Genomic DNA, 12,993 nt, shown 5'->3' on the forward strand with positions numbered 1-12,993 from the left:
GGCTGTTGAAACGCTATGGCCAGCTGCCCAGCGGCAGCAAGGGTCTGGTGCGGGTGGTGGGCGGTGCCTCGCTGGGCCCGCGGGAGCGGGTAGTGGTGGTCGAGGTGGAAGGGGTGCGATTGCTGCTTGGCGTCGCGCCGGGGCGGGTGGAGAGACTACATCTGCTTTCGAGTAGTGGGGAGAAGGGCGGGCAACCCTTCGAGAAAGAATTGAGTCAGGCGGTGGAGGAGCAGTCGTGATGAGGGCCGGAGTATTGCTGATTGGACTACTCTTGAGCCTCGGCCTGCAGGCGGCCCCCGGGGTGGAGGCGGTGACTGTGACCCAGGATGCCGGTGGAGTGCAGACCTATACCCTGAGCATCCAGGTGCTGCTCTTCATGACGGCGCTGAGCCTGATCCCCGGCGCGTTGATGATGATGACCTCGTTCGCCCGCATCATTATCGTGCTGGCGATCCTGCGTCAGGCGCTGGGCACACAGAGCACCCCCAACAACCAGATCCTGGTCGGTATTGCACTGTTTCTTACCATCTTCATCATGATGCCGGTCTTCAAAGAGGTGAATACAGTGGCGATCCAGCCCTACCTGGAGGATCGGCTGACCACGATGCCTGCGCTGCAGGCGGCGGCCCAGCCGGTGCGGGAGTTCATGCTGGCGCAGACTCGTGAGGACGATCTGGCGATGTTTGCCCGTATCGGCAACTACGGCGAGCTGCAGAGTCCGGAGGATGTGCCTTTTTCACTGCTGCTGCCGGCCTTTGCCACCAGCGAGCTGAAGACCGGCTTCCAGATCGGCTTCCTGCTCTTCATCCCGTTTTTGGTCATCGATGTGGTGGTGGCCAGCGTGCTGATGTCGATGGGCATGATGATGCTATCGCCGATGATCATCTCGCTGCCGTTCAAGATCATGCTGTTTGTACTGATCGATGGCTGGGCGCTGGTGTTTGGCACCCTGGCGAGCAGTTTTCAAGTCTAGCGGAGGCAGAGTATGGATCCGGATACCGTCATCACTATCGGCCAGCAGACGATGCAGGTGATCGGCTCGATCATCGCGGTGGTATTGCTGCCAGCGTTGGCGGTCGGGTTGATCGTCGCCACCTTCCAGGCAGCGACCCAGATCAACGAGATGACCCTTACCTTCATCCCCAAGCTGGCGGTGGTGGGTATGGTGCTGATGGTCGCCGGGCCCTGGATGTTGCGCACCATGACCGATTTTGCCCGCACCTTGATCGAGAGCATCCCGGAACTGATCTCAATGGGGGTGGGAGGCTTATGAGTGCATGTGCGGTCGCTGCGGCGTCTGCGCACCTGCCAGGGAGGGTGGGGTTTTTTCTGGCAGTGGTGGCCATGTGATGGCCGGCGATGCCTGAGGTTGGGTAGAGCGATGTCATTTAGCGAAGCGCAACTGGATGCCTGGATTGGGGCCTGGCTCTGGCCGCTGCTACGCATCGGCGCGATGTTGATGGCGGCGCCGGTGTTTAGCTCACGCCAGGTGCCGGTGCGATTTCGGCTCGCTCTGGCGGTGTTCATCACTTGGGTGGTGGCGCCGACCCTGCCGCCGATGCCGAGCATCAATGTGATCGGTTACCCTGGTTTTATCATCATGCTGCAGCAGATCCTGATCGGTGTAGTGATGGGCTTCCTGCTGCAGATGGTATTCGCCGCGCTAGTGTTTGGCGGCCAAGTGATGGCCTACAGCATGGGCCTCGGTTTCGCCTCCATGGTCGATCCGCAAAACGGCGTGCAGGTGCCGGTGCTGGCCCAGTACTACCTGATCCTGGCGAGCTTCATCTTTCTCTTTCTCGGTGGCCATCTGCTGCTGATCGAATTGCTGGTGGACAGCTTTCGGACTCTGCCGGTGGCGCTGGACGGCATTAACCGCAACGGCTTCCGTGAGATCGTCGCCTGGACCAGTCGGATGTTCGCCGGCGGCCTGCTGATCGCACTGCCGATGGTCAGCGCGATGTTGATGGTTAACATCGGCATGGGGGTGGTAATGCGCGCCGCGCCCCAACTCAACATCTTCTCCGTGGGTTTCCCGATCACCATACTGTTTGGTTTCGCACTGGTCTGGGTGACCCTGCCGAATGTACTGACTGTCTTCTCCAATATTTTGGAGGAGGGCTTCCAACTGGTAATGCGGCTGCTGGCCGTAACGAGGTGAACTATGGCCGAAAATAAGGACGGCCAGGAAAAAACAGAACAACCGACAGCGAAACGCATGAGCGACTCGCGGCGTAAGGGGCAGGTGCCGCGCTCACGGGAGCTCAACACCATGGCGGTGACCCTTGGTGGGGTGATCACTCTGGTGATGATGAGTGGTCACTTCGCACAGGAGCTGCGTGACATCATGAGCAGCGGCTTCACCATCAGTCGGCAGGAGATCTTCGATGTCAGCAGCATGCTGGTGCGCCTGACGGAGAGTCTGCAGAGCGCCTTCATGATGCTGCTTCCCTACTTCCTGGTAATGGTCGTGCTGGCAGTGGCCAGTTCGGTGGTACTGGGTGGGTTGGCGGTCAGCAGTGAAAACCTGATGCCGAAGCTGAGCAAGTTGAGTCCGCTGAAGGGCATCAAGCGGATGTTCTCCGCCAAGGCGCTGATCGAGGTGGTGAAAGCGATCGCCAAGTTTGTGCTGATCGGCGGGCTGACTGTTTTGCTGTTGTGGAACACTCTGGAGAACTACCTGCAGCTGCACGAAATGGACCTGCACCAGGGCTTCGATCTGATCAGTAGTCTGGTCGGCTGGTCGGTGATCTTGCTCGCCTCGACCCTGATCCTGATCGCCGCCATCGACGTGCCGTTTCAACTCTGGGATCACACTCGGCAGTTGAAGATGACCCGCCAGGAGGTGCGCGATGAGATGAAGGAGACCGAGGGCCGCCCCGAGGTGAAGAACCGGATCCGCAGCCTGCAGCGGGAGATGGCGCAGCGGCGCATGATGGAGGAGGTGCCGAAGGCGGATGTGGTGGTGACCAACCCGACCCACTATGCAGTGGCGCTGCGCTACGACCAGAATCGCATGCAGGCGCCAAAGCTGGTGGCCAAGGGCAGCGAACTGGTGGCGTCAAACATCCGCCAGGTGGCCGGGGAGTCGCAGGTGCCGATCATCGAGTCGCCGATGCTGGCCCGCGCTATCTACTTCAGCACCGAGCTGAACGAGTCGATCCCCGCCGGGCTCTATCTGGCGGTCGCCAAGCTGCTCGCCTACGTGTTTCAGCTGAAGGCCTATGACGAATTTGGTGGTGAGCCGCCCGAGGTGCCGGAGGATCTGCCGGTGCCGGAAGATCTTCGGCACGACTGATGCGTGGAGGACAAATAGGTTGGGCCGTGCCCGACATGCGGTGGTGGCAAGGTATGGATGTGGCGGTCATGGGCTGCCCTATTTCAGGTTGATATGATGGACGCAACAGCGATTCTCGATAATGTGAAGCAGGTGGGAGCCCACGGTCTGGGTGCCCCGCTGGTGGTGGTGATGCTGCTGGCGATGGTGGTGATCCCGCTGCCGCCGTTCCTGCTCGACCTCTTCTTCAGCTTCAATATTGCCCTCTCGCTGGTGGTGCTGCTGGTGGTAGTCTACACTCGCCGGCCGCTGGAGTTTGCGGTGTTTCCCAGCCTGCTGCTGATCGCCACCCTGCTGCGACTGGCGCTGAATGTTGCCTCGACCCGGGTGGTGTTGCTGGAAGGACATCATGGCGGTGATGCGGCCGGCAAGGTGATCGAGGCGTTCGGCGCGTTTGTCATCGGCGGCAACTATGCAGTGGGTCTGGTGGTCTTCCTGATCCTGGTGATCATCAACTTCGTGGTGGTCACCAAGGGTGCCGGTCGAGTCGCGGAAGTGAGCGCCCGCTTCACCCTGGATGCGATGCCGGGCAAGCAGATGGCGATCGATGCCGATCTCAACGCCGGGCTGATCGATCAGGATGAGGCGCGCGCACGGCGCATCGAGATCTCGTCGGAGTCGGAGTTCTACGGCTCGATGGATGGCGCCAGCAAGTTTGTGCGGGGTGACGCCATCGCCGGCATCCTGATCCTCTTCATCAATATCATCGGTGGTCTCGCCATCGGCATGGCGCAGCACGGCCTCGATTTCTCCACGGCGCTGCAAAACTATGTGTTGCTGACCATCGGTGATGGTCTGGTGGCACAGATCCCCTCACTACTGCTTTCGACCTCGGCGGCGATCATCGTCACTCGGGTCGCCAGCAGCGAGGATGTGGGTGGGCAGATCATCACTCAGCTATTCGCCTCGCCCAGGGCATTGGCGGTAGCGGCCTCGGTACTGTTGCTGATGGGGATCATCCCCGGTATGCCTAACTTCGTCTTTTTGCTGTTCGCCGCCGCAGCGGGTGGTGGTGCCTGGATGATCCACCAGCGCCAACAGCAGGCGGCGGAGGAGGTGCAGGTGCCCGCCACCTCGGAGCCGTCACCGGAGCAGCGCGAGCTGACCTGGGACGATGTGCAGCCGGTGGATGTGATCGGCCTAGAGGTGGGCTACCGGCTGATCCCGCTGGTTGATCGCAACCAAGGTGGGCAGCTGATGAATCGTATCAAGGGGGTGCGGCGCAAGCTCTCTCAGGAGATGGGTTTCCTGATCCCCTCGGTGCATATTCGTGACAACCTGGACCTTTCGCCCAACGCCTATCGCATCACCATTAACGGCGTGATCAGCGCCGAAGCGGAGATCTTTCCCGACCGTGATCTGGCGATCAATCCAGGGCGGGTGTTTGGTGAGCTGCAGGGCACCTCTACCAAAGATCCCACCTTTGGTCTGGATGCGGTCTGGATCGACCATGAGCAGCGCGACCATGCCCAGACGTTGGGCTACACGGTGGTCGATGCCAGCACAGTGGTGGCGACCCATCTGAGCGAGATCCTGCACAACCAGGCCCATGAGTTGTTGGGTCATGAAGAGGTGCAGCAGTTGCTAGATTCGCTCGGCAAGACCGCACCGAAGCTGGTGGAGGATCTGGTACCCAAGCTGCTCTCCTTGAGTGTGGTGCTGAAGATCCTGCAGAACCTGCTGGCGGAACATATTCCGATCCGCGACATCCGCACGATTGCCGAAACCTTGGCGGACCAGGCGCCAAGAAGTCAGGATCCTGTCATTTTGACGGCGGCAGTCAGGGTTGCGCTCTCTCGAGGTATCGTCCAGCAACTCATTGGTTCTAATGCGGAAATTCCCGTGGCGGTGCTTGAGCCGGGTCTGGAACAGATATTGCAGCAGACGTTGCAGACCTCGGAAGAGGGGCAAGCTGGGTTTGAACCTGGCTTGGCAGAGCGGCTACAGGCGGCGCTGGCTGAGACCAGCTCCAGCATGGAGGCAGAAGGAATGGAGAGCATTTTGTTGGTGGCAGCACCGATCCGCGCCTGGATGGCGCGCTTCGCCAAACATGCGGCCCCGGGCATGCACATCCTCTCCTACAACGAGATTCCGGACAACCACCAGGTGAAAGTGGTGTCGACTATCGGCGGAAACCATGCGGAAACCTAACAGGCAGGCTGGGACAGAAAAGGGGAGCAAGCCACACAAGGCTAGCGTTCCTTTGAATGGACGGCCTGTCCAGAAGGATTGTGGACGATGAAGATCAAGCGGTTTTTTGCTCCCGACATGCGAACTGCCCTGCGCAAGGTGCGTGAGACGCTCGGTTCAGATGCGGTGATCCTCTCCAATAAGCGGGTGGATGGCGGTGTCGAGCTGGTGGCGGCGATGGACTACGACGAGGCGGCATTCACGCCCGAGCCTGAGCCTGAGCCACCGGCGATGGCGGATGTTCGCCCCCTGAGGCCGCCACAGTCGGAAGTGCCTAAAAATGAACCCTATATCGGCGAGCGGCGTGAGCCGCCGGCACAGACACTGAAGCTCGATCAGCTGCGTCGCCAGCGTCAGCCTGCGGCCAAGCGGGTGGAGTGGAGTCAGGATCCGCTGCTGCAGGAGATGCGCCGTGAGATGTCCGAGCTGCGTCGGATGATGGAACTGGAGCTCTCCGAGCTGACCTGGCGTGACTTGGGGGAGCGATCACCGCAGAAACAGGAGCTGATGCGGCAACTGATGGAGTTGGGGCTGAGTGCCGATCTCTGCCGCAAGCTGGCCGAGCGGGTCGATGCAACGGAGAGCCCGGAGCAGGCTTGGCGGCAGGCGATGTTCCACCTCATCGGCGAACTGCCGGTGATGGATGGGGATATGTTGGAGCAGGGCGGCGTGATTGCCCTGGTGGGGCCAACCGGGGTGGGCAAGACCACCAGTATCGCCAAACTGGCGGCGCATTTCTGTCTGCGCCAGGGTTCCAGAAGTCTGGCGCTGATCACCTGTGACAGCTATCGCATTGGTGCCCAGGAGCAGCTGCATAACTACGGCCGGATCCTCAATGTGCCGGTGCGTTCAGCCGCCAGCGCGGATGAATTGAGCGATGCGCTGCATACCTTCTCAGGCAAGCGGTTGGTGCTAATCGATACAGCGGGCATGAGTCAGCGAGATCTGCAGTTCAGTGAACGACTGTCGTTGATCACCGCCGGCAACCATCCGGTGACGACCCTGCTGACCCTCTCCGCCACCACCCAACGTGCCGCGATGAACCATGCGGTGAACGCCTTCCGTGTCGCCAATCCGGTGGGGGTGGTGTTAACCAAGATGGATGAAGCGGCATCCCTGGGCGGGGTGTTCAGTACCCTGATCGAGGCCGGGTTGCCGCTTGCCTTTACCACTGATGGGCAGCGGGTGCCGGAGGATCTGCATCTGGCAAGGGCTCACACGCTTGTCAGTCAAGCCATCGAACTCGCCCAGGAGGCAGGGGAGGTGCTGGATGAGGCCTACCTGGCTCTCGCATTTGGAGGAACGGGTGAACATGCTCATGTCTGATCAGATCGAAGACCAAGCCGCCGGGTTACGCCGCATGGTGAATCCCGAGCCGGTGCGAGTGATTGCCGTGACTGGCGGCAAGGGTGGGGTTGGCAAGACTAATATCTCGGTCAATCTGGGGGTGGCGATGGCGGAGATGGGGCGGCGCGTGATGTTGCTGGATGCGGATCTCGGGCTGGCCAATATCGATGTGATGCTCGGCTTGCATCCCGAGTTCGATCTCTCCCATGTGATGCGCGGCGAGCGCCGCCTGGAGGAGATCCTGGTGACCGGCCCTCACGGCATGAAGGTGGTGCCAGGGGCCTCCGGTGTGCAAAAGATGGCCGAACTGAGTACCGCGCAGCATGTCGGTCTGATCAATGCTTTCAGTGAGCTGGCCAACGATGTCGATGTACTGCTGATCGATACCGCTGCCGGGATCTCCGACCAGGTGGTCAGTTTTAGTCGTGCGGCGCAGGAGGTGGTGGTGGTGGTCTGCGATGAGCCGGCCTCGATCACCGATGCCTACGCCATCATCAAGCTGCTCAACCGGGAACACGGTGTCAGTCGTTTTCGGGTGCTCGCCAACATGGTGAGAACGGTGCAGGAGGGGCGTGATCTCTACAATAAGATGTGTCGGGTCACCGACCGTTATCTGGATGCGATGCTTAGCTACATGGGCAGCATTCCTTATGACGAACAGCTGCGCAAAGCGGTCAAAGCACAGCGGCCGGTGGTGGATGGTTTCCCGCGTTCAAAGGCTGCACAGGCATTCAAGAATCTGGCGAAGAAGGCCGATACTTGGCCGCTCCCCACCGGGGTTAGTGGTGATCTGCAGTTTTTTGTTGAGCGTCTGATCCAGTTTTCAAGTCAATACGGGGAGAGTGCAAGGTGAACGGCTTGGCGAGTTACACGGCCATTCAGAACGATCAGGAGCACGATGATCTGGTGACCCGGCATGCGGGGCTGGTGAAGCGCATTGCCTATCATCTGATGAGCCGTCTGCCGCCGAATGTGCAGGCAGATGATCTGATCCAGGCGGGTATGCTGGGGCTGCTGGAGGCGAGTCGCAACTACGACCCCACCCAGGGTGCCAGTTTTGAGACCTATGCGGGGATTCGCATTCGTGGCTCGATGATCGATGAGATCCGTCGCAGTGACTGGACGCCCCGCTCGGTACACCGCAAGGCGCGCATGGTCTCTGATGCAATGCGCGAGATCGAAAATGCAGAGGGGCGGGATGCCCGTGATGTTGAAGTGGCTGAGGCGCTCAACCTGTCACTCAAGGAGTATCACCAGATCCTGAAGGATTCCACCGGCTCGAGGGTCTTCAGCCTGGATGAGCTGACCGCGGTCGGCGAGATCAACATCACCCCTGCCACCGGCAAGAATACCTATGAAGGGCCGTTTGAAGGGCTGCAGAAAGATGCGTTTAAGAATGCGCTGGCGGAGGCGATCGCCGGTCTGCCGGAGCGTGAACGGCTGGTGATCTCCATGTATTACGACGACGAACTCAATCTGAGAGAGATAGGTCAGGTGCTTGGTGTGAGTGAATCCCGGGTCTGCCAGATCCACAGTCAGGCTACGCTACGTTTGCGTTCGCGTCTGAGCGAGTGGCTGACTTTGGTGGAAGAGGAGTGAGTCTCAATGGTCGGAACAGAACGGTTTGGGGGGAAGTCAATGCTGCAACGCACTTCTTCCAGTCTTACAGTGGCGACACAGTGATGGGAGGTTGCCTTGGATAAAAATATGAAGATTCTCATTGTGGACGACTTCTCCACCATGAGGCGCATCATCAAGAACCTGTTACGGGATCTGGGTTTTACCAATACCCATGAGGCCGATGACGGGACCACCGCGTTACCGATGCTGCAGAACGGGAACTTCGATTTCCTGGTTAGTGACTGGAACATGCCAGGCATGACCGGCATCGATCTTCTCAAAGCGGTGCGTGCCGATGCCAAGCTTGCCGCTTTGCCGGTATTGATGGTGACTGCCGAATCGAAGCGAGAGCAGATCATCGAAGCAGCGCAGGCGGGGGTCAACGGCTATGTGGTTAAGCCATTTACCGCAGCGACTTTGGAAGAAAAGATCAACAAAATCTTCGAACGTATCGAAGGTTGATGTACTCCAGGGACAGCTAGCGTTGGCGAATGTGTCGTTTGCGTCCATTTTGTCGGTATAGCAGGCCCTAGTCGGGAGAGACCAGATGCAGGAAACACCGGATATTGGTACTGCTCGTCTGGAGACGGCACGTGCTTTGGTCGAAATGCTTGAGGCAGGGAAAAATCAGGAGGCCGAGCAGCTCATCGCAGAGCTGTCGCTGGGAAGAGAGAGCGAGCTATTTCAAGAGGTTGGCCGTCTAACGCGCGAACTTCACGAAGCGATCAACGGCTTTCTGCTGGACGCCCGTATGGCGGAGCTGACCGAGATCGACATCCCCGATGCCAAAGAGCGTCTCAGCTATGTCATTACCATGACGCAACAATCGGCGGACCGCACTTTGACGGCTGTTGAGAAGAGCCTGCCGCTGGTGGCTGAGATGGAAGGGCGGGCGAAACAGCTTGCAGGAGAGTGGGATAAATTCCGTTCTCGACAGCTGAACAAGGACGAATTTCAGGAACTCAGCTTGGCGCTTGATGGTTTTCTAAAAGAGTCAGCCTGCAGTGCCGCCGCCCTGCATGAAAACATCTCAGAGGTATTGATGGCGCAGGACTTTCAGGATCTGACCGGGCAGATCATCAAGAAGGTGATCGATCTGGTGCAGGATCTGGAGCAGCGTCTGGTGATGCTGGTGCGGATTACCGGCCAGCGGATGGAGGTAAAACGGGAACAGCAGCCAGAGAAGCTTGAAGGGCCTGTGGTGCCTGGGGTGGATCAAGGGGATGTGGTGAACGGTCAGGATGAGGTGGACGACCTGCTTTCAAGCCTCGGATTTTAGTTCTGCGTTGAGTTGCCGACACACCTGCATGTGGAACTAGGAAAGTTTTTGAAGGTGTCAGCGGGCTTCGGGAGCAAAGCATGGCGATCGATGTAAATGATGAAATACTGCAGGATTTCCTGGTAGAGGCAGGAGAGATTCTGGAGCAGCTGAGCGAGCAGCTGGTGGATCTGGAGCAGCGGCCGGAAGACTATGACCTGCTGAATGCGGTATTTCGTGGTTTTCATACCATCAAGGGAGGTGCAGGCTTCCTCGGTATCGAGGCCTTGGTCGAAGTCTGCCATCGGGCTGAGGATGTTTTCAACGTGCTGCGCCAGGGGCAACGCAGCATCGATGCCAATCTGATGGATGTGGTCTTGAACGCACTGGATGTTGTCAACGAGATGTTTGACAGCGTACGGAACGGCATCGAACCAGAGCATGCAGCCCCGGCGCTGATCCAGAGTCTGCACAGTTTTTCTGTTCCCGAAGCTGAAGCCGGGGCTCAAGCCAAGTCTTCCGGAGAGGAGAGTTCCCAGGCCCAAGCAGCTGCACCTGCAGAGAGTGTGGCGCCCGCGACAGCTAAGAAGGGTGAACTCTCCGATGCAGAATTTGAAGAGCTGCTTGAGTCGATTCAGGAGCCCGCACACGCTGCCACACCCAATGGCAACGACAAGATCACTGAGGATGAGTTCGATAATCTGCTGGATGAACTGCATGGCAAAGGTAAATTCACCGGGATGCCCACTGCCGCTGTGCCCGGTGAGGAAAAATCGGTAGCTGAGTCAGATTCGATAACCGAACAGGAGTTCGACAACCTACTCGATGAACTGCACGGCAAGGGCAAGTTCAAGCCACCCGCTTCCGCTCAGACAGTTTCTGTCGGCGCTGATGAGATCACCGAGGAGGAGTTTGAGGCCCTGCTGGACGAGCTGCACGGCAAGGGGAAGTTTGCCGGCGCTTCGGCGGCTACCGCAGCCAGCCCGGAACAGCCCGTGGTGCCGAAGACAGATGCTGCGCCTCAGCAGGTGGCAAGCCCCAAGCCGCAACAGGCTGCAGAACCTAAGAAAACAGAGCCGGAACCAAAGACAAAGCCCGGATCCGCGCCAGCAGTCCCGAAGACTAAACCCGCCAAGGCGGAGACCACGGTTCGCGTCGATACGCAACGCCTGGATGACATCATGAATATGGTGGGCGAGCTTGTATTGGTACGCAATCGACTGGCCACACTAAAGGCGACGCTGAATGATGAAGAGCTGGCGAATGCGGTGAGCAATCTTGATGTGGTGACCTCGGATTTGCAGCTGTCGGTGATGAAGACCCGCATGCAGCCGATCAAAAAGGTGTTTGGCCGTTTTCCCAGGGTGGTTAGGGATCTGGCTCGCAGCCTGAAAAAGGAGATCGATCTGGAGATGGTTGGCGAGGATACCGACCTGGATAAAAATCTGGTGGAGGCGCTCGCCGACCCGCTGGTCCATCTGGTAAGAAACTCGGTGGATCACGGTATTGAGCAGCCGGAAGAGCGGGAGCGTATGGGTAAGCCGAGACGTGGCACAGTGCAGTTGGCAGCTGCGCAGGAGGGTGACCACATCCTGCTCTCGATCAGCGATGATGGTCACGGGATGGATCCCGATGTGCTTCGCCGCAAGGTGGTGGAGAAGGGTCTGATGGACCAGGAGAGTGCCTCCCGGCTCGATGACAGGGAATGTTTCAACCTGATCTTCCAGCCTGGGTTTTCCACCAAGACCGAGATATCGGATGTCTCCGGACGTGGTGTGGGAATGGATGTGGTGAAGACGCGGATTGCGCAGATGAACGGCTCAGTGGAGATCGATTCAGAGTTGGGGCGCGGTAGCGTGATCACCATCAAGTTGCCGCTGACCCTGGCGATTCTGCCTACCTTGATGGTGATACTCAGTACCCAGCCGTTTGCTCTGCCGTTGGCTAATGTGGTGGAGATCTTCAATCTGGATCTGAAACGGACCAATGTGGTGGATGGTCAGCTCACGATCATGGTGCGTGAGCGTGCGCTGCCGTTGTTCTATCTACGGGAGTGGCTGGTGCCCACGGCCCCACCAAGAGATAAGGAGCGTGGGCTCGGTCATGTGGTGGTGGTCAATATCGGCAACATTCAGGTGGGGCTGGTAGTGGATGACCTTATCGGTCAGGAAGAGGTGGTGATCAAACCACTTGGCGCCATGCTGCAGGGTATGGAAGGCATGGCCGGTGCCACCATCACGGGTGATGGCAAGATCGCATTGATACTCGACATGCCCGGGCTGATGCGCAAGTACGCCAGAAAATTCTGAAGCTGCTGCCATGCCAGACAGGTAGACCAGGGTATCGGGACTGATGTATCTGGAGAGAGAGGCAGGTAGTGAACATGGTGTTGCGCTCCAAATATCTCACATCTTTCGAAGCCCATCGTTGTGTTGAGGTGGGCATGCTGCTTGGTATGCATGTCGTGATGGAGTGTGGGGCCGAGGAGAGGTCTAGATGAGGCCGGATATCCTCAGTTTTGTTGGCCTGATCATCGCTTTCATGGCGATTATCGGTGGTAACTGGCTCGATGGGGGGCACATCGACGCCCTGCTGAATGGGCCAGCGATGGTGATCGTGATCGGAGGCACTGTCGGTGCGATTCTGCTGCAGACACCAATGAACGTATTTTCCCATGCGATACGCCTTACCGGCCGGGTGTTTCTGACGCGTCACAACGACATGAGCGCCACCATCAGGAAAATGGTGGCGTGGAGCAATATTGCACGCAAGGAGGGGCTGCTCGGATTGGAGCGCGTTGCAGAGGAGGAGCCCGATCCTTTCATGCGCAAAGGTATGCAACTGATGGTCGATGGCGGCGAGCCTGAGGTGATTCGTTCCATCCTGGAGATGGAGGTGGATGCCACAGAACTGCACGATCTCCAGGCAGCCAAGGTGTTTGAGGGGATGGGTGGTTACTCGCCGACGATTGGCATTATTGGAGCGGTGATGGGCCTGATCCATGTGATGCAGAATCTGGCCGACCCGAGCAAGCTTGGCAGTGGTATCGCTACCGCCTTCGTGGCCACCATCTACGGTGTTGGGCTGGCCAATCTGGTGTTGCTGCCGATTGCGGCAAAACTCAAGACTCTGGCTGCCTACAACAGCAAATACAGGGAGATGGTGATCGAAGGGGTAGTGGCGATTGCTGAGGGTGAAAACCCACGCAATATTGAGATGAAACTGACAGCTTTTCTCTGAT

General features: G+C 58.7%; 13 protein-coding genes. All 13 read left to right on the top strand.

Annotated features, from left to right (window positions below; genetic code table 11):
- The coding region (locus RIFP1SYM_RS03225; protein WP_039959657.1) for a flagellar biosynthetic protein FliO at window positions 1-239 on the top strand (239 nt) is incomplete at its 5' end.
- Window positions 239-973, top strand: a complete 735-nt coding sequence (fliP, locus tag RIFP1SYM_RS03230; RefSeq protein WP_006475299.1) for a flagellar type III secretion system pore protein FliP — start codon at window positions 239-241, stop codon at window positions 971-973. The genes RIFP1SYM_RS03225 and fliP, both read left to right, overlap by 1 nt.
- 12 nt (window positions 974-985) lie before the next feature.
- The gene (gene fliQ / locus RIFP1SYM_RS03235) at window positions 986-1,273 is read left to right on the top strand and encodes a flagellar biosynthesis protein FliQ (RefSeq protein WP_005959687.1); all 288 of its coding nucleotides are present in this window, start codon (window positions 986-988) and stop codon (window positions 1,271-1,273) included.
- A gap of 108 nt (window positions 1,274-1,381) precedes the next feature.
- Entirely contained in the window at window positions 1,382-2,161 is a 780-nt protein-coding gene (gene fliR, locus RIFP1SYM_RS03240; RefSeq protein WP_039959659.1) for a flagellar biosynthetic protein FliR, read from the top strand.
- A 3-nt stretch (window positions 2,162-2,164) separates the two neighbouring features.
- A complete protein-coding gene (flhB, locus tag RIFP1SYM_RS03245) occupies window positions 2,165-3,298 on the top strand; it encodes a flagellar biosynthesis protein FlhB (protein WP_005959689.1) in 1,134 nt (377 codons plus the stop codon).
- Between the two features lie 96 nt (window positions 3,299-3,394).
- Window positions 3,395-5,488 carry a flagellar biosynthesis protein FlhA gene (gene flhA / locus RIFP1SYM_RS03250; RefSeq protein ID WP_039959675.1) on the top strand — a complete coding sequence of 698 codons (2,094 nt, stop codon included), beginning with the start codon at window positions 3,395-3,397 and terminating at the stop codon, window positions 5,486-5,488.
- A gap of 87 nt (window positions 5,489-5,575) precedes the next feature.
- Window positions 5,576-6,853 carry a flagellar biosynthesis GTPase FlhF gene (gene flhF / locus RIFP1SYM_RS03255; protein ID WP_039959662.1) on the top strand — a complete coding sequence of 426 codons (1,278 nt, stop codon included), beginning with the start codon at window positions 5,576-5,578 and terminating at the stop codon, window positions 6,851-6,853.
- On the top strand, window positions 6,846-7,727 hold the full coding sequence (locus RIFP1SYM_RS03260) for a MinD/ParA family protein (RefSeq protein WP_039959676.1): 882 nt from the start codon (window positions 6,846-6,848) through the stop codon (window positions 7,725-7,727). Before flhF ends, RIFP1SYM_RS03260 begins: the two co-directional genes overlap by 8 nt.
- Window positions 7,724-8,473 (top strand): RNA polymerase sigma factor FliA, encoded by a 750-nt coding sequence (locus RIFP1SYM_RS03265; RefSeq protein ID WP_005959693.1) that lies wholly within the window; start codon window positions 7,724-7,726, stop codon window positions 8,471-8,473. Before RIFP1SYM_RS03260 ends, RIFP1SYM_RS03265 begins: the two co-directional genes overlap by 4 nt.
- A 96-nt stretch (window positions 8,474-8,569) precedes the next feature.
- A complete protein-coding gene (gene cheY, locus RIFP1SYM_RS03270; RefSeq protein ID WP_005959694.1) occupies window positions 8,570-8,956 on the top strand; it encodes a chemotaxis response regulator CheY in 387 nt (128 codons plus the stop codon).
- An 85-nt stretch (window positions 8,957-9,041) separates the two neighbouring features.
- Window positions 9,042-9,773, top strand: a complete 732-nt coding sequence (locus RIFP1SYM_RS03275; protein WP_005959695.1) for a protein phosphatase CheZ — start codon at window positions 9,042-9,044, stop codon at window positions 9,771-9,773.
- 80 nt (window positions 9,774-9,853) lie between these two features.
- Complete coding sequence (locus RIFP1SYM_RS03280; protein WP_005959696.1) at window positions 9,854-12,061, top strand: chemotaxis protein CheA; 2,208 nt, start codon at window positions 9,854-9,856, stop codon at window positions 12,059-12,061.
- Window positions 12,062-12,293: 232 nt separating this feature from the next.
- On the top strand, window positions 12,294-12,992 hold the full coding sequence (locus tag RIFP1SYM_RS03285) for a flagellar motor protein (protein ID WP_420855212.1): 699 nt from the start codon (window positions 12,294-12,296) through the stop codon (window positions 12,990-12,992).
- The last annotated feature ends 1 nt before the right edge of the window (window position 12,993 follow it).

The organism is endosymbiont of Riftia pachyptila (vent Ph05) (assembly GCF_000224455.1).
Classification (GTDB): Bacteria; Pseudomonadota; Gammaproteobacteria; order Chromatiales; family Chromatiaceae; genus Endoriftia; species Endoriftia persephonae.

Coding starts and splice junctions, on each gene's coding strand:
- fliP (WP_006475299.1), top strand. CDS start 239: ATGAGGGCCGGAGTATTGCTGATTGGACTACTCTTGAGCCTCGGCCTG.
- fliQ (WP_005959687.1), top strand. CDS start 986: ATGGATCCGGATACCGTCATCACTATCGGCCAGCAGACGATGCAGGTG.
- fliR (WP_039959659.1), top strand. CDS start 1,382: ATGTCATTTAGCGAAGCGCAACTGGATGCCTGGATTGGGGCCTGGCTC.
- flhB (WP_005959689.1), top strand. CDS start 2,165: ATGGCCGAAAATAAGGACGGCCAGGAAAAAACAGAACAACCGACAGCG.
- flhA (WP_039959675.1), top strand. CDS start 3,395: ATGGACGCAACAGCGATTCTCGATAATGTGAAGCAGGTGGGAGCCCAC.
- flhF (WP_039959662.1), top strand. CDS start 5,576: ATGAAGATCAAGCGGTTTTTTGCTCCCGACATGCGAACTGCCCTGCGC.
- RIFP1SYM_RS03260 (WP_039959676.1), top strand. CDS start 6,846: ATGTCTGATCAGATCGAAGACCAAGCCGCCGGGTTACGCCGCATGGTG.
- RIFP1SYM_RS03275 (WP_005959695.1), top strand. CDS start 9,042: ATGCAGGAAACACCGGATATTGGTACTGCTCGTCTGGAGACGGCACGT.
- RIFP1SYM_RS03280 (WP_005959696.1), top strand. CDS start 9,854: ATGGCGATCGATGTAAATGATGAAATACTGCAGGATTTCCTGGTAGAG.
- RIFP1SYM_RS03285 (WP_420855212.1), top strand. CDS start 12,294: ATGGCGATTATCGGTGGTAACTGGCTCGATGGGGGGCACATCGACGCC.